Source organism: Microbacterium sp. Leaf179, from assembly GCF_001423785.1.
In the GTDB taxonomy this organism is placed as follows: domain Bacteria; phylum Actinomycetota; class Actinomycetes; order Actinomycetales; family Microbacteriaceae; genus Microbacterium.
Genome location: NZ_LMPH01000005.1, coordinates 44,293 through 67,173 on the forward strand (window position 1 = coordinate 44,293; position 22,881 = coordinate 67,173).

General features: G+C 71.3%; 23 protein-coding genes, 2 tRNA genes and 1 pseudogene. 17 read left to right on the plus strand and 9 right to left on the minus strand.

Annotated features, from left to right (window positions below; genetic code table 11):
- Nucleotides 1-109 precede the first annotated feature (109 nt).
- A complete protein-coding gene (gene pheA, locus ASF96_RS15140) occupies nt 110-1,063 on the plus strand; it encodes a prephenate dehydratase (protein WP_055940558.1) in 954 nt (317 codons plus the stop codon).
- A gap of 75 nt (nt 1,064-1,138) precedes the next feature.
- Here pheA and ASF96_RS15145 read toward each other — a convergent pair whose 3' ends face one another.
- Complete coding sequence (locus ASF96_RS15145) at nt 1,139-2,197, minus strand: LLM class flavin-dependent oxidoreductase (protein ID WP_055940561.1); 1,059 nt, start codon at nt 2,195-2,197, stop codon at nt 1,139-1,141.
- A gap of 95 nt (nt 2,198-2,292) precedes the next feature.
- Here ASF96_RS15145 and ASF96_RS15150 point away from each other — a divergent pair, with 95 nt between their 5' ends.
- Complete coding sequence (locus tag ASF96_RS15150) at nt 2,293-2,631, plus strand: hypothetical protein (RefSeq protein WP_235560627.1); 339 nt, start codon at nt 2,293-2,295, stop codon at nt 2,629-2,631.
- A gap of 112 nt (nt 2,632-2,743) precedes the next feature.
- Nucleotides 2,744-3,169 carry an Asp23/Gls24 family envelope stress response protein gene (locus ASF96_RS15155; protein WP_055832939.1) on the plus strand — a complete coding sequence of 142 codons (426 nt, stop codon included), beginning with the start codon at nt 2,744-2,746 and terminating at the stop codon, nt 3,167-3,169.
- A gap of 114 nt (nt 3,170-3,283) precedes the next feature.
- Here ASF96_RS15155 and ASF96_RS15160 read toward each other — a convergent pair whose 3' ends face one another.
- On the minus strand, nt 3,284-4,654 hold the full coding sequence (locus ASF96_RS15160; RefSeq protein ID WP_055940564.1) for a cryptochrome/photolyase family protein: 1,371 nt from the start codon (nt 4,652-4,654) through the stop codon (nt 3,284-3,286).
- Nucleotides 4,655-4,857: 203 nt separating this feature from the next.
- A complete protein-coding gene (locus tag ASF96_RS15165) occupies nt 4,858-6,147 on the minus strand; it encodes a diacylglycerol/lipid kinase family protein (RefSeq protein ID WP_082509743.1) in 1,290 nt (429 codons plus the stop codon).
- A gap of 177 nt (nt 6,148-6,324) precedes the next feature.
- Between ASF96_RS15165 and serS the strand changes: the two genes are divergently transcribed.
- Together serS and ASF96_RS15175 are read left to right on the plus strand one after the other, a co-directional pair.
- The gene (gene serS / locus ASF96_RS15170) at nt 6,325-7,593 is read left to right on the plus strand and encodes a serine--tRNA ligase (RefSeq protein WP_055832944.1); all 1,269 of its coding nucleotides are present in this window, start codon (nt 6,325-6,327) and stop codon (nt 7,591-7,593) included.
- Complete coding sequence (locus ASF96_RS15175) at nt 7,590-8,489, plus strand: HAD family hydrolase (RefSeq protein ID WP_082509745.1); 900 nt, start codon at nt 7,590-7,592, stop codon at nt 8,487-8,489. The genes serS and ASF96_RS15175 overlap by 4 nt, the downstream gene beginning before the upstream one ends.
- 59 nt (nt 8,490-8,548) lie before the next feature.
- Here the strand turns inward: ASF96_RS15175 and ASF96_RS17085 are convergent, their stop codons facing one another.
- Together ASF96_RS17085 and ASF96_RS17660 are read right to left on the minus strand one after the other, a co-directional pair.
- On the minus strand, nt 8,549-8,713 hold the full coding sequence (locus ASF96_RS17085; RefSeq protein ID WP_156458896.1) for a hypothetical protein: 165 nt from the start codon (nt 8,711-8,713) through the stop codon (nt 8,549-8,551).
- A 64-nt stretch (nt 8,714-8,777) separates the two neighbouring features.
- Nucleotides 8,778-9,227 (minus strand): annotated as a pseudogene (locus ASF96_RS17660) (DUF2254 family protein); the annotation flags it as partial.
- A 101-nt stretch (nt 9,228-9,328) separates the two neighbouring features.
- On the opposite strand from ASF96_RS17660, the gene ASF96_RS15180 reads away from it, so the two are divergent.
- From ASF96_RS15180 to ASF96_RS15205, 6 genes are all read left to right on the plus strand, one after another.
- Nucleotides 9,329-10,099 carry a hypothetical protein gene (locus ASF96_RS15180; protein ID WP_235560628.1) on the plus strand — a complete coding sequence of 257 codons (771 nt, stop codon included), beginning with the start codon at nt 9,329-9,331 and terminating at the stop codon, nt 10,097-10,099.
- A 49-nt stretch (nt 10,100-10,148) separates the two neighbouring features.
- Nucleotides 10,149-10,236, plus strand: a tRNA-Ser gene (locus ASF96_RS15185).
- A 773-nt stretch (nt 10,237-11,009) separates the two neighbouring features.
- The gene (locus ASF96_RS15190) at nt 11,010-11,294 is read left to right on the plus strand and encodes a type II toxin-antitoxin system Phd/YefM family antitoxin (RefSeq protein ID WP_082509747.1); all 285 of its coding nucleotides are present in this window, start codon (nt 11,010-11,012) and stop codon (nt 11,292-11,294) included.
- Nucleotides 11,291-11,563 (plus strand): type II toxin-antitoxin system RelE family toxin, encoded by a 273-nt coding sequence (locus ASF96_RS15195; protein ID WP_055940570.1) that lies wholly within the window; start codon nt 11,291-11,293, stop codon nt 11,561-11,563. The genes ASF96_RS15190 and ASF96_RS15195 overlap by 4 nt, the downstream gene beginning before the upstream one ends.
- A 126-nt stretch (nt 11,564-11,689) precedes the next feature.
- Entirely contained in the window at nt 11,690-12,961 is a 1,272-nt protein-coding gene (locus ASF96_RS15200; protein WP_055940573.1) for an LCP family protein, read from the plus strand.
- 95 nt (nt 12,962-13,056) lie between these two features.
- Nucleotides 13,057-13,145, plus strand: a tRNA-Ser gene (locus tag ASF96_RS15205).
- 62 nt (nt 13,146-13,207) lie between these two features.
- Here ASF96_RS15205 and ASF96_RS15210 read toward each other — a convergent pair.
- Nucleotides 13,208-13,936: an FAD-binding oxidoreductase gene (locus ASF96_RS15210; RefSeq protein ID WP_156458898.1), complete on the minus strand. Its 729-nt coding sequence runs from the start codon at nt 13,934-13,936 to the stop codon at nt 13,208-13,210.
- Nucleotides 13,933-14,523, minus strand: coding sequence for a molybdopterin-dependent oxidoreductase (locus tag ASF96_RS15215; RefSeq protein WP_055940576.1), 591 nt, complete (start codon nt 14,521-14,523; stop codon nt 13,933-13,935). The genes ASF96_RS15210 and ASF96_RS15215 overlap by 4 nt, the downstream gene beginning before the upstream one ends.
- A gap of 240 nt (nt 14,524-14,763) precedes the next feature.
- Between ASF96_RS15215 and ASF96_RS15220 the strand changes: the two genes are divergently transcribed.
- Entirely contained in the window at nt 14,764-15,660 is an 897-nt protein-coding gene (locus ASF96_RS15220; protein ID WP_055940579.1) for a DUF808 domain-containing protein, read from the plus strand.
- Nucleotides 15,661-15,711: 51 nt separating this feature from the next.
- Here the strand turns inward: ASF96_RS15220 and ASF96_RS15225 are convergent, their stop codons facing one another.
- Together ASF96_RS15225 and ASF96_RS15230 are read right to left on the minus strand one after the other, a co-directional pair.
- Nucleotides 15,712-16,554, minus strand: coding sequence for an alpha/beta fold hydrolase (locus ASF96_RS15225; protein WP_055940582.1), 843 nt, complete (start codon nt 16,552-16,554; stop codon nt 15,712-15,714).
- A gap of 40 nt (nt 16,555-16,594) precedes the next feature.
- Nucleotides 16,595-18,040 (minus strand): IclR family transcriptional regulator domain-containing protein, encoded by a 1,446-nt coding sequence (locus tag ASF96_RS15230; RefSeq protein WP_055940583.1) that lies wholly within the window; start codon nt 18,038-18,040, stop codon nt 16,595-16,597.
- Between the two features lie 138 nt (nt 18,041-18,178).
- Here ASF96_RS15230 and solA point away from each other — a divergent pair, with 138 nt between their 5' ends.
- From solA to ASF96_RS15255, 5 genes are read left to right on the plus strand one after another with little or no spacing between them, the layout of a single operon-like run.
- The gene (gene solA, locus ASF96_RS15235; RefSeq protein ID WP_055940586.1) at nt 18,179-19,312 is read left to right on the plus strand and encodes an N-methyl-L-tryptophan oxidase; all 1,134 of its coding nucleotides are present in this window, start codon (nt 18,179-18,181) and stop codon (nt 19,310-19,312) included.
- A gap of 8 nt (nt 19,313-19,320) precedes the next feature.
- Nucleotides 19,321-19,755, plus strand: coding sequence for a cupin domain-containing protein (locus ASF96_RS15240; RefSeq protein WP_055940590.1), 435 nt, complete (start codon nt 19,321-19,323; stop codon nt 19,753-19,755).
- Nucleotides 19,752-20,396, plus strand: a complete 645-nt coding sequence (locus ASF96_RS15245) for an FMN-binding negative transcriptional regulator (RefSeq protein ID WP_055940593.1) — start codon at nt 19,752-19,754, stop codon at nt 20,394-20,396. Before ASF96_RS15240 ends, ASF96_RS15245 begins: the two co-directional genes overlap by 4 nt.
- On the plus strand, nt 20,393-21,421 hold the full coding sequence (locus ASF96_RS15250; RefSeq protein WP_055940596.1) for an ornithine cyclodeaminase: 1,029 nt from the start codon (nt 20,393-20,395) through the stop codon (nt 21,419-21,421). The genes ASF96_RS15245 and ASF96_RS15250 overlap by 4 nt, the downstream gene beginning before the upstream one ends.
- Nucleotides 21,418-22,881: an amidohydrolase gene (locus tag ASF96_RS15255; RefSeq protein ID WP_055940598.1), complete on the plus strand. Its 1,464-nt coding sequence runs from the start codon at nt 21,418-21,420 to the stop codon at nt 22,879-22,881. Before ASF96_RS15250 ends, ASF96_RS15255 begins: the two co-directional genes overlap by 4 nt.

Here is a 22,881-nt window from a genome sequence, read left to right on the forward strand (position 1 = left end):
CGCATTCGCGCGGCGCGAGCGGCGGGTTCGACCACCGGTATCGGGGGTTCTGCGACGCTCGAGGGCCTCGACTGCCCGTCGGAGAGTCGAGCATCTAGGCTGAGTCCCCGTGAGCACTCCCGATCCGGCCCGACGCACCTACAGCTACCTGGGTCCCGCGGGAACCTTCACCGAAGCAGCCCTCGCCCAGGTGCCCGAGGCGCGCGACCAGATCTGGCGGCCGGTGCGTAATGTCGGCGAGGCGCTCGCCGACGTCGTCGAGGGACGCTCGGATGCCGCGATGATCGCCATCGAGAACTCCGTCGACGGGGGCGTGTCCACCGCGCAGGACGCCCTGGCCACCGTGCCGGGCCTGCGCATCGTCGGCGAATACCTCGTGCCGGTGAACTTCGTGCTCGTGGGCCGCCCGGGCGCGACCCTCGCCGACGTCTCGCTCATCGCCGCGCACCCCGTCGCGTACGGGCAGTGCCTCGGCTGGCTCAGCGACAACGTCCCCGCCCACGCGCACCTGCCCGCCGAGAGCAACGTCGCCAGCGCCCTCGGCGTGCTCGACGGCACGAGCGGCGCCGACACGGCGATCGCCGCCCCCGGCATCGTCGCCCACCACGATCTCGCGGTGCTGGCCGAGAACATCGGCGACAACCCCAACGCGGTGACCCGCTTCGTGCTCGTCAGTCGCACCGTCGCCCCGGCTCCGCCGACGGGCGCCGACAAGACGTCACTCATCGTCGAGCTCCCCGAAGACCACCCCGGCGCCCTGCTCGAGCTGCTCGAGCAGTTCGCCACCCGGGGCATCAACCTGAGCCTGTTGGCATCCCGTCCCATCGGCGACGCCCTCGGCCGCTATCGCTTCGTCATCGACGCCGACGGGCACGTGCTCGACGAGCGCATGGCCGACGCGCTGCTGGGCCTTCGCCGCTTCAGCCCGAAGGTCATCTTCCTCGGCTCGTACGCGCGCGCCGACCGCGCCATCGTGCGGTACCCGCAGCGCTACAGCGACGACGTGTTCGTCGAGGCGCGCGACTGGCTGCGCGGCCTGCTGAGCGGCGAGCCCGAGGCCTGACGCCCGCGGTGCGCCACCCGCCGAGATCGCTGCCGCCCCGCCGCGACGCATCGCCGCGCGGCAGCCCGCCCCGGGTCAGGCCGCGACGGCCGCCTTCTCGGCGATCAGCTCCAGGGTCTGCGCGCGACCCTCGACCGAGTCGAGCGCCTCGCTGTCGTAGGCGCCGGCGACGGGCGAGACCATGATCTCGTCGACGCCGTACTGCGCGGCGAAGGCCGCGAGCTGCTCCTGTACCTCGGGGCCGGTGCCGACGAACCACTTCTGCCGGGTGGACGCCATGATCGACTCCGCCATCGCGTCGAAGGGATCGGCCTGGGCCTGCTCCACGGTCTCGAGCGGCACGAGCGGACGGTTGGTGCGCAGTCGCGCCATCATGCGCAGCTGCGGCAGCGCGCGCTCCTCGGCCTCTTCGGGGGTGGGGGCGGCGACGACGTTGGCGGTGACGAACGTGCGCGGGCCTTCGCCCGAGTCGTTGGGTCGGAACTGGTCGCGGTACAACCGCAGCGCGTGCTCGAGCCCTTCGCCCGAGAAGTGGTTCGCGAACACGTAGGGCAGGCCGAAGCTGGCGGCGAGCTGCGCGGAGTAGTCGCTGGAGCCCAGCAGCCACACCTGCGGCATCCCGGATGCCGCGGGTGTCGCCTTCACCTGGTACTCGGTGCCCGAGGTGAACCGCACGGTGGCGCCCTCGGGGGAGGTGAGCGCGATGATGTCGGTCACGTGGTCGGGAAAGCGCGAGACGTCGCTCGTCGTGCCCGACCGGTTCAGCAACTGCGTGATGACGGGGTCGCTGCCGGGCGCGCGCCCGATGCCCAGGTCGATGCGTCCCGGGGCGAGGGCCTCCAGGGCGGCGAACTGCTCGGCGACGATGAGGGGGGAGTGGTTCGGCAGCATGACGCCCCCCGAGCCCACGCGGATGCGCGACGTGCGCGCCGCGGCGGCGGCGATCAGCACGGGGGGAGTGGTCGAGGCCACGGCGGGCATGTTGTGGTGTTCGGCGAACCAGTAGCGGGTGTATCCGAGGCGGTCGGCGCGCTCGACGAGGTCGAGGGCGGCGCTCACCGCCTGCGCGCTGGTCTGCCCGTGCCGCACGGGCACGAGGTCGAGAACAGAGAGGGAGGGGATCGCGTCGGTCACCTCGACGACAACCTCCGTGGGCCGCCCGCTATTCCGTCTCGAGAAGAGCCGCAACCCCCGTCCGTGATCCCGTTCATCGTGCGTAGCGTCCCGCTATGAGCGAATCGCACTCCGCGGGGACGCCGCTCGACGGCCCGCAGACGGATGACGTGCAGGACACCGACGCGCACACGATGGTGCGCGCTCAGATCGTCGTCGACGACGCGACCTTCTCCCTCGCACAGGGGCAGGATCTGGCGGATCTGCAGCAACGCATCGAGAGCGCCGTCCACAGCGGAGGGCGATTCGAGAGCTTCGTCGTGGTGGGCAACCGCCGGATGAGCGTGCTCTGCACGGCCCATACGCGCGTTCTGTTCGCCGTCGAGACCGTGCAGTACGACCCCCGCGACACCGGTGATTCCGAAGACCCGTTCGGCGGCTTCTTCGACGTGTGAGCGGTGCTCAGCTTTCTCTCAGGAAGAAAGTCGTGACGAATCGGTCGCCCGCTGCGTCTCCTCTATGACATCGCGGGACAGACGGTCCCGGAGACGACGGAAGGAAGCGCTCATGGCTGACACCATCACCACCGCCACCCCCACCACTGCCAAGAAGGACGGCGGCTCCACGGTCATCGTCGACGCCGTCGTCGCCAAGGTCGCCGGTATCGCCGCGGCCGAGGTTCCGGGCGTCCACGCCCTCGGCGGTGGCGCGGCTCGCGTCATCGGCAACATCCGCCAGGCCGTCGGTGCCAAGGACCACGCGCAGGGCGTGAGCGTCGAGGTGGGCGAGACCGAGGTCGCCGCCGACATCTCGATCCAGGTGGACTACCCCGAGCAGCTCCAGCGCGTCGCGTCGAACGTGCGTGCCGCCGTCTCGCAGGCCATCACGGAGCTCGTCGGCATGAAGGTCGCCGAGATCAACGTGACCGTGGTCGACGTCTTCATCCCGGGCGAAGACGACGAGGAGCAGGTCGACGACACCCGCGTCAACTGACGATCGCTTTCGAAGGGGCGTCACCGAGAGGTGGCGCCCCTTTCGCGTGCCCGGATGCCGACACCCGGCGCATCGCGACGGTGCCGACGCCCGGGGACGGCCGGCCCGCCCGCGTCAGTGCCCGTGCCGGGTCTCGGCGTAGGCGTCGAGCGCGCGACGCCGGGTCTCGCCGAGGTCGACCATGGGCTCCGGCGGATTCTCACCGAGATACTCCGGCGCCCACTCGCGCACGTACTGGTCGTGCTTGTCGAACTTCTTGCGCTGCGTGTCGGGATTGAACACGCGGAAGTACGGTGCGGCGTCGGCGCCGGACCCCGCGACCCACTGCCAGTTGAACGGGTTGCTCGCGGCATCCGCGTCGACCAGGCAATCCCAGAACCACTGCTCGCCCTCACGCCAGTCGATCAGCAGGTTCTTGATGAGGAACGACGCCGTGACCATGCGCACGCGGTTGTGCATGACCCCGGTTCTCCACAGCTGGCGCATGCCCGCGTCGACGACGGCGACCCCGGTGCGACCCTGCTGCCAGGCCTCGAGGTGCGACCGATCGAGCGGGGGCCACGGGAAGGCGTCGTACTCGCGACGCCAGTTTTTGGTCGCGATGTCGGGGGCGTAGAAGGTCACGTGCCAGGCGAATTCCCGCCACACGAGCTCCGAGAGGAATCCGGTCGCGCTCTTCGCGTGTTCGCCCGATCCACGGTGCTGAACGGTGTCGTGCCACACCTGGTACGGGCTCAGCTCGCCCCAGCGCAGTCGCGGTGAGAGGTTCGACGTCGCCCCGCCCGCGAATTCGTCTCTGTACTGCGAGTACCCGCCGAGGTCGTCTTCGAGGAACTCCTTCAGTCGCGCCTTCGCCGCGGGTTCGCCCGGTTCCCACGTCTCGCGCAGGCCGCCGGCCCAGTCGGGCGTGGTCGGCAGCAGCGACCAGTCGCCGAGGTCGTCCCCGTCGACGCGCCCGTCGAAGCCGGGGACCTTGCGCGCCTCGGCCATCGGCGGGCGCGGGGCCGGCAGCTTCTGCACGGCGCGGGCGAAGGGCGTGTAGACGCCGTAGGGCTTGTCGGCCTGCGTGCGCACCGTCCAGGGCTCGTAGAGGAGGTTCGCGGCGAATGACGCGACGGTGACCCCGCCGTCGCGCAGGGCTTCTTTGATGCCCGCGTCGATCTCGCGCTCGACGCCGCCGTAGCGGCGGTTCCAGAACACCGCGCCGGCGCCCACCTCGTCGACGACGGCGGGGACCACCTCCGCCGCGCGGCCGCGGCGCAGCACGAGCTGGGAGCCGCGTTCCGCCAGGCGCTCACCGAGCGAGGTCAGCGACCCGTGCAGCCACCAGCGGGCGGCCCCGCCGATCTCTCGGACCCCGTCGGACTCCTCGTCGAACACGTAGAGCGCCACGATCGGTTCCTCGCGGTCGAGGGCCGCACGTAGCGCCGGGTTGTCGGTGAGCCGGAGGTCGTCGCGGAACCAGACGATCGAGGGCGTTGCCATTGTTCGACGCTATCCGCCACGGCATCCGTGCGTCCGGGCTTGACACTCGCCCGCCGCCGCCGCCGCCGCCGCCGCCCGCCTCGGCCCGCCCGCGCCCGACGAGACCGCACACGTCTGTCGAGACCGCATCCGCCGGTCGCCGAACGCGTGCGTCCTCGACGAACGGGTGCGTTCTCGACGAGGGGCCGCGCGCGGCGCGCGCGTCAGAGCGTCGAGACGTCGTGCCCCTTCGGCAGCGCCACGGAGAGACCTCCCGCGATGATGCGCGTGTAGATGCGTGTCGCCTCGCCGAACTCGTCGCCGTCCAGTTCGATCGGCTGTGCGGGGGACGTCGCCAACTCGATGCCCGTGCCGCGCAGGTAGCGCACCGAGGTGTCCTTGCGGCGTTCGAGCACGCGGCGCCCCGCGCGGAACTTGCGCAGGACGGAGTTGTCCCACACGATGCTCCGCCAGACACCCAACCAGCCCAGCACGCCGCTCGGCTGGAGGACGGCCACGTCGAGTCGGCCGTCGGCGACGGAGGCGTCGGGGATCAGCGCCACGCCGCCCTGCAGGGCGCCGCAGTTCGCGAACAGCACGCTCTGCACCTTCGCCGAGTGCAGGCGGTGTCCGTTGAGCTGGTACATGACGCGGAAGGGCTTCGCCGAGACGAGCGACCGCGCCGCTCCGTCGACGTACGCGACCCAGCCGACCTGCTTCTTCAGGTCGTCGCGCGTGTTCTGGATCATCGCGGCGTCCAGGCCGATGCCGGCCATGACCGAGAACCCGTGCTCCTCGATCTCGCCGTCGGCCCGGCGGATGCGGGCGAGTCCGGTGTCGATGGGGAGGACGTCGCCTTCGAAGGTGGCGCGGATCATCGCGTCGGTGTCGTTCAGCGGAAGGTTCAGGTTGCGGGCGAGAAGGTTCCCGGTGCCGCTCGGCACGATTGTGAGGGGGACGCCCGAGGAGGTCAGCGCCTCGGCCACCGCGCGAACCGTGCCGTCGCCGCCGGCTACGACAACGGCATCCACTTTCTCTTCGAGGGCGGCGCGCGTCGAGTCGTCGCCGAGGTCGTCGACGGTCGTCTCGTAGAACAGAGGCTCGGCCCAGCCCGCCGCGGCGGCCATCTCGGCCACGCGCGCACGCAGCTGCTCAGGCTCGACCTTGGTGGGGTTGTAGATCAGCGCGGCGCGCTTCTTCGCGGTGGGCTCGGCGTCGATGGGTGCCTCGTCGCCGTCCGCCGAGACGCGCTGGGCCTCGCCGGAGCTCTCGTCCGAGGTGTCCGGCGGAACATCCTCGGGCTGGTGGATGACGTCGTCGGGCTCCGCGGCGTCCTTCGGGTCGGGAGCGTCCTTATGAGCGTGGTCGTCGACGTCGCCGCCGAGTCGCGCGGCGTGGAAGTCGTCGCTCGAACCTTCGGCCGCAGCGGCATCCGCCTTCACCGCGGCGGGGGCATCGGAGGGGACGGTCTCGGGGGACTCCGCGTCGTCACGCGGCTCGTCGGGGGCGGCCATGGGTCCACCCTAGGACCGCGGTGGGCCGCGACCCGGCAGCGGGACCGGGCTTGACGGGGGGATGCCGATGGCCCATGCGTCACGGGGCGTGCACACGTCGTTCCGCGGCCGACCGCCTGCCGTTCACGGTCGAGGTCGGGGCGGATCCCCGGGGGATGCCGACCATAGGATGGACGCGTGATCGACCTGACTCTGCTGCGTGAAGATCCCGAGCTCGTGAAGCGCTCCCAGATCGCCCGCGGGGAGTCGCCGGATTCGGTGGACGACGCCCTCGCCGCCGACCGCGACCGCCGCGCCGCCATCACCGCCTTCGAAGAACTGCGCGCCGCGCAGAACGCGCACGGCAAGCGCGTCGCGCAGGCGCCGAAAGACGAGAAGGCCGCCTTGGTGGCTGAGGCGAAGCAACTCAGCGAGCAGGTCAAGGCGGCGCAGCACGCGGTGGGCGAAGCCGAGGCGGCCGCCGACGCGGCCCTCGCCCGCATCGAGAACATCGTGCTCGACGGGGTGCCCGCCGGCGGCGAAGAGAACTTCGTCACCCTGCGCACCCACGGCGAGATCCCCACGTACGACTTCGAACCGCTCGACCACCTCGCGCTCGGCGAGAAGCTCGGTGCGATCGACATGGAGCGCGGCACCAAGGTGTCGGGCAGTCGCTTCTACTTCCTCACCGGCATCGGCGCGCGTCTCGAGCTGGCGCTCATGACCCTCGCCCTCGACCGGGCGCTGCAGGCGGGCTTCACCCCGATGATCCCGCCGACGCTCGTGCGCCCCGAGGTCATGCGCGGCACGGGGTTCCTGGGCCAGCACGCCGACGAGGTGTACCACCTGCCCAAAGAAGACCTCTACCTCGTCGGCACGAGCGAGGTCCCCCTCGCCGGGTACCACATGGACGAGATCCTCGACCTCGAGCGGGGCGCCAAGCGCTACGCGGGCTGGTCCACCTGCTACCGCAGCGAGGCGGGTTCGTACGGCAAGGACACCCGCGGCATCATCCGCGTGCACCAGTTCAACAAGCTCGAGATGTTCGTCTACACCGACCCCGCCGACTCCGAGGCCGAGCACGACCGCCTCGTCGCGATGCAGGAGGGCATGCTGCAGGACCTCGGCCTCTCGTACCGCGTCATCGACGTGGCCGCGGGTGACCTCGGCTCCAGCGCCGCGCGCAAGTTCGACATCGAGGCCTGGGTCCCCACGCAGGACTCCTACCGCGAGCTGACGAGCACGTCGAACTGCACCACGTACCAGGCCCGCCGTCTCGAGACCCGCTTCCGGCCCGAGGGCGGGGGCAAGACGCAGCCCGTGGCGACGTTGAACGGCACGCTCGCGACCACCCGCTGGATCGTCGCCCTGCTCGAGACCCATCAGCGGGCCGACGGATCGGTCACGGTCCCCGAGGTCCTGCGCCCGTATCTCGGCGGGCTCGAGGTCATGGAGCCGGTCGCGTGAGTCGCGAGGCCGCCCTGCCCGAGACCGGTGACGTCGAGATCGCCGCGCAGCACGAGGCGGTCGACGTCGTCGAGCGCATCGCCGACGATGCACCCGTCGGGCGCATGCTCATCGCCCTCGACATCGACGGCACCGTGCTGCTCGAAGACGACACCCTCAGCCCCGGCGTGGTCGAGGCCGTAGCCGGAGCGCACGCGGCGGGCCACGAGGTCATGCTCGCCACCGGGCGCAGCTGGGACAGCACCCACCCGATCATGGAGCGCCTCGGCATCCAGCCCGAGTACGCGGTGTGCTCGAACGGCGCCATCGTCATGCGACGCGTCGGCGACGGCAACGCCGCGGTGTACGAACGCGCGCACGTCGAGACGTTCGACCCGACCCAGGTGCTCACGCTTTTGGGCGAGCACCTCTCGGGCGCCCACTTCTTGGTCGAACTCCCCGACGGCTCGCGGCTGTTCACCGACTACCTCGACGACTGGAACCTGCAGGGCGCCAACAAGGTGAGTTTCGCCGAGCTGTCGAACCAGCCCGTGTGCCGCGTCGTCGTCGTCGCCCCCGAGCAGACCGATCAGGACTTCCTCGAACTCGTCGAACGCATCGGCCTCACCCAGGTCTCGTACGCGATCGGCTGGACGGCGTGGCTCGACATCGCGCCGCAGGGCGTCGACAAGTCCACCGCCCTCGAGTTGGTGCGCGGGTGGCTCGACATCGCGGCCGGACGGGTCCTCGTCATGGGCGACGGACGCAACGACATCGAGATGATGCAGTGGGCCGTGCGCAACGGCGGCCGGGCGATCGCGATGCACCAGGGGCCGCCCGAGGTGCACGCCGCGGCCGGTGAGGTGGGCCTGTCGGTGAGCGAGGGCGGCGTCGCCGCGATCCTCCGCGCGCTCTAGATCCCGCCTCGGAGGTTCCCGAGCCCGTCGACGGGTCCGGTCGCTCCACGCCCCGAGGCTCAGCGCCCCCACGCCTCCCGCACGGCCGCGCGCAGCATCCGCGTGTCGGCCGGGTCGAGATCGCGCCGGCTGCGAGCGAACGCCGCGCGGGCGGCATCGCGGAACACTCCGGCGCGCGCGGGAGCGGATGCCGCGAGCGAGGCGAGGCACTTCTGCAGGCGCACCTGCACCTCGACGTCGGCCGCGCCGTCGCGCGCCAGCGGACGGAAGGCGTCGCAGGGTGAACACGACGATGCCGATGACGACGAGCGTGGCGACGAAGAGGATCGTGCGCCCCTGCGGCAGGTAGTACCCGGTCGACAGGGCGACGATGCCCACGAGCGAGAAGGTGAACGCCCCGATGAATGTCGAGACGGCGTTCTGCGACGTCGGGTCGGCGATGAGCAGGGGCGTCGAGCGGGGCGTCGCCGTGGTCGTGGCCGACGAGAACGCGGTGACCATCGCCGTCACCGAAAAGGTGCTGACGGTGAGCATCGCCGTGGCGATGATCTGCAGCAGCGATCCGACCGAGTTCTGCGCGAGGTCGATGCCGAACTCGAAGGGCAGCAGCGGGCCGAGGACGTTCGCGGCGAGGGCGACGACGACGGCGGTCAGCGTGAAGATCGCCGCGCGCACCCAGACCTGCCGCCCGAGACGGAGGAAGAAGGATGCCAGGGACCCGCGGATCGTCATCGCCATGCGGTCGACGATATCCAGCGTTCGCCGCGGTCGGCGGGGGATGGACGCGGGCGGGCGCAACGCCGGTGCGGCGACGGCTCGCGCCGTCGATAATCGTCACCATGGCATCGCGCGCACGACGGAACCGCCCTCCGCGCGAGACTCCGGGTTCTTCGCGGGTGGACGTCAGCGTGGCGCTCCCCGTGGCGGTGATCGTGCTGGCGGGGCTCGTCGTGGCGGCGGTTCTGCTGCTGTTCTTCGACCCGAGCGCCAACGACGGTGCGGCGTCGATCATCGGCGCCGGTGGGGTGCCCCTCGCCGTGTCGGCGCTGACGATCCAGATGGTGTTCCCTGCCGTGCAGGCGAAGACCCGCCTTCGCCGGTCATTCCTCTGGTGGACACTGGGCGTGCTGCCCGTCGGCATCCTGGCGTTGTCGGTCCCCGGCATCCTGCGCGATCCCGAATACTTCGAGGGCGTGGTGGGGGGCCTCGGCGCCACCCTGTTCCTGGTGGTGATCGGGCTGCTGCTCGGCGCCGTCGCGTGGTTCTTCGTCGTGCTCCCTGTAGCGCTGCTCGTGACCGCCGTGGGGCGGGTCCTGCGAGGTGAACGGCCGGCTGCCGCGTGGTTCCTCGTGCCGCTCGGGGCGCTGGCGCTCGATGTCGCGATAATGCTGAGCGCGACCGCCGTCGACCCGGTCGGCGTGCGCGGGCGGGCCGGAGGAGTGCGCACGGTGCTCGCGATCCTCGGAGCGACCGACGGGGTGCGCGTGGAGTCGGAACCCGCCCTGTGGTCCGCGCGGGCGTTCTGGCTGATCGCACTCGGCTGCTTCGCGGGGGCCTGGTGGACAGCGCGACGGGCCGCGCGTACCACGGTCGCGTCCGAGGCCGAGTGACGACCGGACGTACGCGCAGGTTCACACGCTCGATAGACTCGAACGACCGGGAGGGTTGTCCGAGCGGCCGATGGACCTGGTCTTGAAAACCAGTGGGCAGAGATGTCCCGTGGGTTCGAATCCCACACCCTCCGCCAGATGGTGCTTACTCGAACCCCGCCCGAACGAAAGTTTGGGCGGGGTTCTTTCGTCCCCGTGCTTCGTTCGCGGAAGTTGAGGAGAACGGCAGGTGAGTTCGCCGCCGCTAGGGAGGATTTCCCACGCGGGGACGGGCATGACTCGCTCGGGGGCGTGCTCGTGAACGGGTCGACCTGAAGCGGCGGGTCGCCCGCCCCTCCTCAGATGCTGACGAAGCGCACGTCCGCTCGGTCAGCGGCCTGCCGTAACGATGAGCCGGCGATGCGAGTCCGAACCGTCGCATCGTGCGCTGGCCACACCATCTCGATCGTCAGGTCACCGCTCAGAGCAGCTACGTCGATGGGGAACCAGATGTCAAAGGATGCGGAGTGGACCGTGCCGTTGGTTCCTCCCCCACCCCCGCGCAGGTGGGCATACGTCCTCGCGCCCCGTTCGCCGGCAGAGTCCGAAGGAGTGACCCACACGTCCACCGCACCCTCTACCCGCCGATGTTCGGCAAAGGCGTAGACGGTGGTGACACCGTCCGGTACCCGTGCGGCCGTGCGCAATGTTGCCGACAAGCCGAAGGCAGAGCAGGCGAACCCCGTCAGGGACGCAGTCGCGCCCTCGACCTCCAGACGCAGCTCGGATGCCCCAGAGACGGCCGCGGGAACTTCGCCGAAGGGCGGATACTGTCGGCGTATCGGTCGCTCAGCTCTGTCCATGTTCTCAGTCGTAGCAGGCCTGGGTGAGATCTCGCGGATCCGTCGTGTCGAACGCTACAATTCTGTACATGACAACCCTCTCTCTCGCCGACGCCCGGGCGAACCTCTCGAAGCTGGTCGAGTCGGCCGTCACGACGCACGAGCGCTTCGACGTCACCCGGAACGGTGACCGTGTCGCAGTGCTGCTCAGCGCTGATGACTACGACGCTCTCCTCGAGACGGTCGACATTCTCAGCCGCCCGGATGAGGTTGCAGCGGTGCGTGAGGGGCTGGCCGATCTCGCCTCCGGAGAGACGTCTTCTCTCGAAGACGTTCGGGCGGCGATGATCCGGCGCGGACGCCTGTCTTCGTGAACCCCGAGTACGACATCGTCTTCACGCGGGCCGCCCGGCGCGCGCTCGAACGCGACCTTCCCGAAAAGGTCGCCGCTGCGGCATTCGAGTTCATCGCGGGCGCTTTGCGCGAGAATCCGCGGCGAGTGGGCAAGCCGCTGCGAGAGCCGCTCGCGCCGCTGTACTCCGCTCGCCGCGGCGAGTATCGAGTCCTCTACCGGATCGTCGACCAGAAGTTGGTGATCGAGATCGTGTCGATCGCGCACCGCCGTGACGCCTATCGCGGGTGATGTGCCTCGCGCCTCCCGACAGTCACGGCATTCTCAGCCGCGCGTCCCTAGTATTACTGCGACCTCCTGCCCTGCGGCGGAGTCGACGTGCTGCCGGGCCGGTGGCATCCGTTCGAGAGGACCCGAGTGAGCAAGACCACACCGCGCGGTCAGAAGACCATCGCGCGCCACGGCCGGCTGACGTCGCCGGGGCCGCTGGCGCAACTGTTCCGCGGCCTCGCCATCGTGCTCGCCGTGCTGCTGGTGTCGGGCGGTGCCGTTCTGGCCTACGCCGCGATCGACCTGACCCGCAGCTTCACCGCCGATGCGGTCGAGCTGAAGAACCAGCCGGCCGTCCCGCCGGACATCGGGGAGTTGAAGGGCGGGGTGAACATGCTGCTCATCGGCACCGATGAGTGCGAGCCCGAGTTCGCCCAGCTCTTCGGAGACCGGTGCACCGGCGACGACTCCGAGGGCAGCCTCAACGACGTCAACATGCTGGTGCACATCTCCGACGCCCCTCGTCGCGTGACCGTCATCTCGTTCCCGCGCGACCTGATGGTGCCGATCCCGGCGTGCACCGACAAAGACGGCTACGAGAACTCGGCCATGAGCAAGCAGCCGATCAACAGCGCGTTCTCGTACGGCGGGCTCTCGTGCGTCGTCGAGACGATCTCGCAGCTCAGCGGCCTCGAGATCCCGTTCGCTGCGAAGGTCAGCTTCGGCGGCGTCATCAACATCACCGACGCGATCGGCGGCGTCGACGTCTGCATCGCGAACGGCATCAAAGACCCCTACACCGGCATCGACTGGCCCGCCGGAACGCGCACGGTCGTCGGACTCGACGCGCTGCAGTTCCTGCGCACCCGCCACGGTGTCGGCGACGGCGGCGACCTCGGACGCATCTCGAACCAGCAGCAGTACATGTCGCGCCTCGCCAACAAGCTGAAGAGCCAGGAGGTGCTGTCGAACCCGGCGACGCTGTACAAGCTCGCCTCGACCGCGCTGCGCAACGTCGACCCGTCGACCTCGCTGACCAACCCCCTCACGCTGGTGCAGATCGCCTCGGCCGTGAAGGACGTGCCGTTCAACGAGATCGTCTTCGTGCAGTACCCCACCTACACCGACCCGTCCAACGCGAACCGCGTGGTCCCCGACCGTGAAGACGCCGACACGCTGTGGGCTGCGCTCGCGGCGAACCAGCCGCTGCAGCTCTCGGGCAACCTCAGCGACGGCGACGGGGTGGTGGTCGACGAGAACGGCGCTCCGGCTCCGACCGAGACCGCAGCCCCCGCGCCCACCGACGGGACCGAGCCGACCCCGGCGCCGGCGCCGACGTCGGAGGCGATCGTGCTGCCCTCGGGCATCGCCGGGCAGACCGCGGCGCAGGCCACCTGCTCGAACGGCAACGTGCGCTGACCCCTGCCGCCCGGCATCCGGATCGTGGTTCGGATGCCGGGCGGCGACCGGTTAGTATGGACCGGTGTGTTCGTGCCGAAAGGCGTCGATCACCTGGAGACGTCGCATAGTCAGGCCTAGTGCACCACCCTGCTAAGGTGGAGTCCCCGTAAGGGGACCGAGGGTTCAAATCCCTCCGTCTCCGCCGAAAAAGCCCCGGTCCGCCGGGGCTTTTCGCATTCCCGGCGTCGTCGCGGAGAGCGGCCGTCAGGCGCCCCCGAACCTCTCGGTGCGCACCGCCGCGGGGTCGTGACCGTCGTCGACGAGCCAGCCGGCGACGGCCTCGACGAACGGCGTGGGCCCGCAGACGTAGACCCGGGGCCGCTGGGCGGCGGGGAGGACGGCTCGTCGCAGCCCCTCGGCGGTGAGACGCCCCGGCGGTGCCGAGACTCCCGGCGGGGCGGTGCGCGTGTAGATCAGGTCGAGGGGCAGACCGCGATCGGCGAGCGCCTCGAGCTCAGGGCGGAAGAACACGTCGCCCGGCGAACGCACCGAGTACAGCAGGCGTAGCGGGGTGGCTTCGCCGCTCCACGCGTGCGCCGCGGCCATCGCGTACAGCGGCACCACCCCCGACCCGCCTGCGATCAGCTGCACGGGGGCCGGGTCGTCGGAGGGGCGCCACACGAAGAACGCCCCCAGCGGGCCGTGCAACTCGATGCGGTCGCCGACGCGCAGATCGTGCACGAGGAAGGGCGACACCTCGCCGTCGGGGATCTCATCGACGGCGAGCGTCACGCGCGTGCCGTCGCCCGACGAGGCGAGCGAGTAGGAGCGCGACGCCTGGTAGCCGTCGGGTGCGGTGAGGCGCACATCGACGTGCGCCCCCGCGTCGTTGCCCGGCCACGTGGGCACCTCGAGTTCGAGGCGGCGGGCCGTGGTCGTCTCGGGTCGACTCTCGACGACGGTCGCGGCGTGCCAGGCGGGGCGGCGGGTCACTCGTACCGTTCCTCGCGCCAGGGATCGCCGTGCGGGTGGTAGCCGTTCTGCTCCCAGAAGCCCGGCGAGTCGCGGGGCATGGTGACCAGGCCCTGCACCCACTTCGCGCTCTTCCAGAAGTACAGGTGCGGCACGAGCAGCCGGGCGGGGCCGCCGTGCTCGGCGGTGAGGGGTGCGCCCTCGGCCTCGAACGCGATCCAGCTCTTTCCGCCGAGCAGATCGTCGAGCGCCACATTGGTGGTGTACCCGCCGAACGAGTGCACCATCGCGAAGCGGTGCGCGGTCTCGACCTCGGCGAAGACGCGGTCGAGCGAGACGCCCCGCCACGCCATGTCGAGCTTCGTCCAGTGCGTGACGCAGTGGATGTCGACGGTGACGTCTTCGACCCCGAGGGCTTCGAGCTCGGCCCGGTTCCAGCGGTGCACGCCGTTCTCGGTGCCGATCGCGAACTCCCACGCGTCGTCGGCGACGGTCGGCGTGGGCCCCGCCGAGAGCACGGGCCAGTCGGCCACGAGCGTCTGCCCCGGGGGCAGTCGAGGATCGCGCTCGCGGCGCCGGCCCGAGAAACCGCGGGTGATGAACGACATGGGACCCCCTGCTCGACGCGTCTGCCCACCCTAGCCAGGGCCGCCCGCGGCCGACAGGGTCGCGATGCCGGGTGTCGCGGCAGGTCGGGCCCGCGGCGAATCCGTGCGCACGGCCGGTCTCGACGCGCGGCCGCGGACGTTCGCGAACCGGCCACACGGCGGGGGACCGTCTCGCGCCCGCTAACCTCGGGGCTGTGGGCCGTTCGCGCCCGCACCCTCGTACCCCCGGGAGAAACGCACATGTCGGTCGGTCTGCTCGCCGTCGTCGATGACATCCTCAGTGCCGCCATGCGCGCCAGCGCGAAGACCGCGGGAGTCGTCATCGACGACGCCGCCGTCACGCCGCAGTACGTACAGGGGCTCACCCCCGCGCGCGAACTGCCCGTGGTGTGGAAGATCGCGCTCGGCAGCATCATCAACAAGTACGTGATCATCATTCCGATCGCGCTGCTGCTCACCGCGTTCGCGCCGTGGGTGCTTCCCTACCTGCTCATCATCGGTGGCGGGTTCCTGTGCTTCGAGGGCGCTGAGAAGGTGCTCGAGTGGTTCGGCGTGCATCACGGCGCGCACGACGACGACGGTCCCCGCGACGAGAAGAAGCTCGTTCTGGGTGCGGTGCGCACCGACCTCATCCTCAGCACCGAGATCATGCTGATCGCGCTGTCGAGCCTCGACCCCGGCTTCGGCATCTGGATGACGCTGGGCGCCCTGCTCGTGATCGGCCTGGCCATGACGGTGGTCGTCTACGGCGCGGTCGCCCTGCTGGTGAAGGTCGACGACATCGGCCTGCGGTTGATGAAGAGCGCATCACGCGGGGTGCGTCGCTTCGGCGTGCGGATCGTGGCATCCATGCCCGCGGTGTTCCGCGTGATCAGCGTCATCGGCACCGTCGCGATGCTGTGGGTCGGTGGGCACCTGGTGCTGCAGAACCTCTCCGAGACGCTGTGGGCAGGACCGTACGAGGTCGTGCACCTCGTGACCCACGCGATCGAGGCCGCCGGCCCCGTGATCGTCTGGATCGTCGAGACCGCGATGTCGGCGGTGCTCGGCCTGATCCTGGGGCTCATCATCGTCGGCGTCATGACCGGGGTCACGCGCCTGGTGAAGCGCGACGCCCCCGCCGACGCCGCCCACTGACCCGCCCCGGCGGTCGCACGGTTCGACGTGCGCGGGCCGCGGCAGCGACGGCTACGCGCGGGACTCGCCGGCGGTGACGGCGCGGACGATCCCGCCGACCAGCTCGGGCCAGAGCTCGGGGGCGATGAAGTGCCCCATGCCGGGGTGCACCTGCAGCTCGGCGCCGCGGAGCGCCGCGGCCATGTCGATCGCCGCGTTCCAGTGCAGAACGTCGTCGTCGCGGCCGTGGAAGACCAGGGCGGGAACGTCGAGGGCGCGCAGGGCCTCGAGCCGTTCGGGCGCGCGCAGCAACGCCGACCACTGCCGCGAGAAGCCCTCGGGGAAGTACCCGCGGTCGAATGCCTCGCCCGCCGCCCACGCGTTCCATTCGACGTCGAGCGGGTAGCGCCCGCCCGCGGTCGCGGAGGCGAAGGCGGCGGCCCCGGCGGTGATCTCGGCGCGCGAGTACCGCAGCGGAGCCCGCATGAGCTCGGGCCTCTCGTCGTGGAGCACGTAGCGGACATCGCGCCCCGGGATGGTCGACAGCAGACCCAGGCTCCGGACCCTGTCGGGATGCCGGATCGCGGCCATCTGCGCCATCATCCCGCCCATCGAATGCCCCACGAGGTGCGCCGCGTCGAGGCCGAGATCGTCGAGTACGCGTACGACGTCGTCGCCCATCTCTTCGAGGCCGTACCCGCCGTCGATGTCGTCGGGTCCGCCGAAACGGGCCGAGAGCCCCACGTCGCGGTTGTCCATGCGCACGACGTGCAGACCCCGCTCGACCAGTCGGGCGACCAGGTCGACGTGCCAGGCGATGAGCTGCGCGCCGCCGCCGGCGATCAACACCACCGTCGGGTCGTCGGCGTCACCGGCGGTGTCGTAGAAGATCGCGGGGTCGGGGGTGAACGGCATCCGGGGTCCTTCGTTCGGGGTGCGAGCGACGATAGCCGCGTCAGCGACGCGGCGGTATGGGCGCAACGCCCATCGGGGCGAGGGCGGGAATGGATGCCGAGCCCGGGGCGTGCAGGTCGGCGGAGAGCTCCGCGGCGAGGGCGCGGGCCGCGGCCTCGAGGCCGGCGAGGCGCGGTTTGACGTTCTCGGTCGCGCCGACGATGCAGGCGGCGGCGGCGACTTGGCCCGCGGCGTCGCGCACGGGGGCGGAGATCGAGGTGATGCCGAACTCGTCGATGGATTCCATGGTCAGCACCCCGTCGGCGCGCACGCGCTCGACGCGTCCGGTGAACTGGGCGTACTCGGCGGCCCCGTGCCGGCGGGGGAAGAGCGCGCCCAGCTGATCGAGGGTGAAGTCCATCGCGAGGGTGGGTCCTCCGTCGGAGCCGACGAGCGGATGCGGGCGGCCCAGCCAGGGCGCCATGATCAGGCCCTCGGCGAGGGGTTCGATGTGCTCGACCAGGGTGAAACTGCGCATGCCCTTGAGCGCGGTGACGAAGACGCAGGCCTCGGCGCGGGCCGCGGTCGCGGCGGCACGGGCGGGGCCGGTGCGCGCGAGGAGGGGCTCGGTCGCTGCGCGATACCAGGCGTGCAGGGCGAGGTCGAGATGCAGGCGGTCGGATTCGGCGTCGTGCGCGACCGCTCCCGTGCGCACGAGGGCGTCGACCATTCGACGCGCGCGATCGGGGCGGAGTCGCGCGGCGGGCGCGATGCCCGCCACCGAGTCGGGGCCGTCGGCGAGGTGTTCGAGCACGCGCGTCGCCGCCTCGAGCGCGCGGGTCGGCTCGACGGCGGCGGCGTCCCCGCGGCCGGGCCCGACGTGCGCCTCGGCCAGGGCCTGCTCGAACGCGCGCCGCGCATCGGCGAGGACGCGGCGCACGCGGGGGCGGGCGCGGGCGGCGCGATAGACCGGGAGGCTCACCGCCAGGGCGGCCACCGTGCGCCCGTCGGGTGCCGTGAGCCGGACGGCGATCTCGACCGCTCGGCCGAGCTGCGACTCGACGAGGCCATCGCCACCGCGCGAGGCCCGCACGAGGGCGCGACGCTCGTCGGTGACGAGTTCGCCGAGGGTCACGGGCACGTGCAGGGTCCACCCCGAACCGACGGTCGCGAGCACGCGTGCCCCGCCCGTCTCGGGGGCCGCGAGGACGACCGTCTCGGTGGTCTCCTGCGCGATGCGGTGCAGCTCAAACCGCACGACCGGGGCGAGCGCCGCGGACGCCCGACCCGACAGGGCGAGGGCGCGGGATCCGACGCGGTAGCTGCCGTAGTCGTCGGCCCGGGCGAGCAGGCCGATGTCGGCGAGCTCGGCGCACAGCCTCGACACGGTGCTGAGGCTCGCCCGTGCGCCGCGGGCGATCGACGACAGCGGAAGCGGCCGGGTGGGGTCGGGGCGTGCTGCGACCGCACGCAGGGCGGCGATCGCGTGCTCGATCCTCGCGCTCATGGCATCCCTCCCCCCGCGATCGCAATCTCGACCGTGGCGTTTTGCATCTCACGGCGACCGTAACAGCCCCGCCGCGCGGGGTTCGAATAATGGCTGACATTCGCCGGGCACCCGACCGGCCCCTCGAAAGGACCCGCCATGGAGCAGTTCGACGTCGCCGTCGTCGGTCTCGGAGCCCTCGGCAGCGCCGCCGCGTACCACCTGGCCGACCGGGGCGCGCACACGGTCGCCTTCGAGCAGTTCGAGCTCGGGCACGTGCGCGGCGCCTCGCACGACACCTCGCGCATCGTGCGCACCTCGTACGGCTCGGCCGCGTACGTGCGCTTCGCGCAGGCGGCGTACCGCGAGTGGGCGGCGCTCGAGGCGGCCACGGGGGAGCGACTGCTGAGCATCACCGGCGGCGTCGTGTTCATCCCCGACGGCGGCCCGTACGACGCCGCCGACTTCGCGCGGAGCCTGACCGACAACGACGTGCCGTTCGACCTGCTCGGCCCCGACGAGGTGCACGAGCGGTGGCCGCAGTTCTCGGTGCCCGCCGGTGTCACCACCGTCTACACGCCCGACTCGGGAATCGCCCACGCCGCCCGCACGGTCGCGACGCTGCAGATGCACGCTCGGGTGCGGGGAGCCGACCTGCGGGACCGCACGCGAGTCGACCGCCTCATCCCCGACGGCGACGGCGTGATCGTCTCCACCTCGTCCGGCGAGGTGCGCGCTCGCCGCGTCGTCGTGGCCGCCGACGCGTGGACGAACACGCTGCTCGAGCCGCTCGGCATCCGGATTCCGCTCGAGGTCATGCAGGAGCAGGTGAGCTACTTCGCCCCGTCCGAGCCCGAGGCGTTCGAGCGCGACCGGTTCCCCGTCTGGATCTGGGAGGACGAGCAGTGCTTCTACGGCTTCCCGACCTACGGCGAGCCCACCATCAAGGCGGCGCGCGACGTGTCGGAGGTGCACATGTCACCGGCGGAGCGCACGTTCGTCCCGTCGGAGGAGCGCACGGCCGAGCTGGCGGCGTTCCTCTCGGCGACGATCCCCGCGAGCGGCCCGGTGCTGCGCACCGTCACCTGCCAGTACGCGCTGACCCCCGACCGTCGCTTCGTCATCGGCCCCCTCGTCGAGCGGCCCGACATCATCGTGGCGCTGGGCGCCGGCCACGCGTTCAAGTTCACTCCGGCGATCGGTCTGGCGCTGGCCGAGCTCGCGATGGGCGGCGACACCACCGACGACCTGTCGGCGTTCGCGGTCGACGCGACCGTCGCCCCGGCGATGTGAGGACCCCCGTGCAGATTCAGCGCCGCGGAGACGGCCACCACGATTGGACCCTCTACGAGGGGGAGGGGCGCGTGGGCATCGAGTGGTACTTCCCGGATGCCACGGCCCTCGGCGCCCAGGTGATGCTCTACCACCTGGCCCCCGGTGCCTCGGAGGGCGAGCACCGCCACCTCACCGGCGCCGCCGACAGCTGCTCGGCCGACAGCAGCGACGAGATGTACGTCGTCACCGCGGGCGAGATCGTCTTCACCGCCGACGGGGTCGACCGGGTGCTCAGGGCGGGAGACGGCGCGTATGCCCCGGCGGGCATGATGCACGGCGTGCGCAATGCCTCGGACGCCCCGGCCGAGCTCGTGCTGATCTTCGGTCCGCCGACGACCGCCCGGTCGACGACCGCGCCGACCGCCGCCCCGCCGATCGCCGCCCCGGAGGAGACGCCGTGAGACACGCCCCCGACTACGCCCTGACCGACCTCGACGCGGTGCGCGAGCTGGTGCGCGAGAACCCCTGGGCCCCGCTGGTGAGTCATGTGCCCGGGCGGGGGCTCGTGGCATCCCACTATCCGGTGCTCGTCGACGACGCGGGCGACGGGTTCTCGATCGTGAGCCACGTGGGGCGCCCCGACGAGGCGCTGCACGAGCTCGGCGCGCACGAGGTGATGGTGGTGGTGTCGGGGCCGAGCGGCTACGTCTCGCCCGGCTGGTACGACGTGTCGCCGGCCGTGCCGACGTGGAACTTCGTCGTGGCGCACCTGTACGGCACGCCCGAGCTGCTGAGCGACGACGAGAACCTCGCGGTGCTCGACCGGCTCGTCACGCACTTCGAGGCACCGTTGCCGAACCCCTTCCTGATGCACCGGAGCCTCGAGAACACCGCGTACGCCGAGCGGATCGTGCACGGGACGGTCGGGTTCCGCCTGCCCGTCGCACGGTTCGAGGCGAAGCAGAAGCTCAGCCAGGACAAGCCCGCTGCCGTCGTCGACCGCATCGTCGCGGCGCTGCGCGCTCCCGGCCCCTATGAGAACCCGGCCCTGGCCGGTCGGATGGATGCCATCCGCCAACGAGAGGAACGAGAAGAACGATGACCGGATTCGTAGGCGTGGATGCCATGGTGCGCTGGGTCGCGACGAACGGAGCCGAGCGGCTCATGACCGACATGATCGCGTACCTCGAGGCCGACTACCGTCGCTGGTCGTCGTTCGACAAGGTCGAGCGCATGGCCAGCCACACCCCGTTCGGGGTCATCGAGCTCATGCCCATCAGCGATCCCGACACGTACGCCTTCAAGTACGTGAACGGGCATCCCTTCAACCCCGGCCGCGGATACCAGACCGTCACCGCGTTCGGCGTGCTCGCCGACGTGCACAACGGTTACCCGGTGTTCCTGTCGGAGATGACGCTGCTCACGGCGTTGCGCACCGCCGCGACCTCGGCCATGGTGGCGCGTCGACTGGCCCGCCCCGACGCGCGCACGATGGCGATGATCGGCGCGGGGAGTCAGGCGGAGTTCCAGGCCCTCGCGTTCCGCGGTGTGCTGGGCGTGGATCGTCTGCGCGTGTTCGACGTCGATCCCGCGGCCACCGCCAAGCTCGTGCGCAACCTCACCCCGCTCGGCTTCGACATCGAGGTGTGCGACTCGGCGGCCGAGGCCGCGCGCGGCGCCGACATCGTCACGACCTGCACCGCCGACAAGGCGGCGGCGACGGTGCTCAGCGATGCCGACGTGGCAGCCGGAATGCACATCAACGCCATCGGTGGCGACTGCCCCGGCAAGACCGAGCTCGACCCCGCGATCCTGTCGCGCGGACCGGTGTTCGTGGAGTACGCCCCGCAGACCCGGATCGAGGGCGAGATCCAGCGGGTCGCCGCCGACTTCCCGGTGACGGAGTTCTGGGAGGTGCTCACCGACCGCGCGCCGGGGCGCACCTCCGACGACCAGGTGACCGTCTTCGACTCGGTCGGCTTCGCGATCGAGGACTTCTCGGCGCTGCGGTTCCTGCGCGACAGCGTCGCGGGCACCGAACTGGCGCTCGAGATCGACCTCGTGGCCGCCCCCGACGATCCGAAGGACCTCTTCGGCCTCGTCGGCGCCCCGGTGCCCGCTCTGTGAGCGCGCTCACCCTGCGCTCGGGCCGGCCGTACGGCGGCGAGCCCGTCGACGTCGTCGTGCGCGACGGCCTCATCGCCTCGATCGTCCCGGCCGGTGCCGCGCCGGCCGAGGGCGAGGTCGTCGAGCTCGACGGCCGCGCGATCGGTCCCGGCCTCTGGGACGCCCACGTGCACTTTTCGCAGTGGGTCATCTCGAGCCGCCGCGTCGACGTCGCCGGCACGCACAGCCCCGACGAGGTCGTGGATGCCGTGCGTCGGGCGCTCGTCGCCGGGGCGCCGCGCACCGACGGCGTCCTCGTCGGCTACGGCTACCGCGACGGGTTGTGGACTACCCCGACCACGCTCCGCGTCCTCGACGATGCCTTCCCCGACGTTCCGGTGGTGCTCGTCAGCGGCGACCTGCACGCCGGGTGGATGAACTCCCGCGGGGCCGAACGCCTCGGCCTCCGCCCCGACGCCAGCGGCGTCGTCGCCGAGTTCGAGTGGATCGCCGCCCTGCAGCGGTTCCAGCAGGCGGCATCCATTCCGGTCGAGGCATACGGCGAGGTCGCCGACGCCGCGGCTCGGCGCGGTGTGGTCGGCATCGTCGACTACGAGAACGTCCCGAACTTCCTCGAGTGGCCCGAGCGGGTCGCCGCGGGCGTGCGTGCGCTGCGGGTTGACGCCTCGGTGTGGCCCGACCGACTCGAGGAGGCCATCGCCGCGGGCCTGCGGACGGGCGACCCGCTCGACGCCGACGGACTCGTCACCATGGGCCGGCTGAAGGTCGTCGTCGACGGCTCGCTCAACACGCGCACGGCGTGGTGCTGGGACCCGTACCCCGGTGCCGACCCCCTGCACGCCCACGCGTGCGGCGTGCAGAGCGTCTCGGTCGACGAGCTGCACCGACTGCTCCGACGCGCGAAGCAGGGCGGCATCCTCCCCGCCGTGCATGCCATCGGCGACCGCGCGAACGCCGAGGTGATCGGTGTGTTCGAGACCCTCGGCATGCCCGGCATCATCGAGCACGCGCAACTCGTCAGTGACGGCGATTTCGCCCGATTCCGCCGGGCGGGCCTCATCGCCAGCGTGCAGCCCGAGCACGCGATGGACGACCGCGACATCGCCGACCTGCACTGGTCGGGACGCACCGACCGGGCCTTCGCGTTCGGCTCTCTGCATCGGTCGGGCGCGGCCCTGCGCCTCGGCTCCGACGCCCCCGTCGCCCCGCTCGACCCGTGGCACGCGATCGCGTCGGCGACCTCGCGCAGCCGCGGCGACCGCGAGGCCTGGCATCCGGAACAACGCCTTCCGCTCGACGTCGCGCTGGCGGCGAGCAGCCGCAGCACCCTCGCCGTCGGGCAGCCGGCCGACCTCGTGGTGCTCGAACGCGACCCCTTCGCGTGCGACCGCGACGACCTGCGCGAGATGACCGTGGCGGCGACCCTTCTCGGCGGGCGGTTCACACACCGGGCGGTGTGA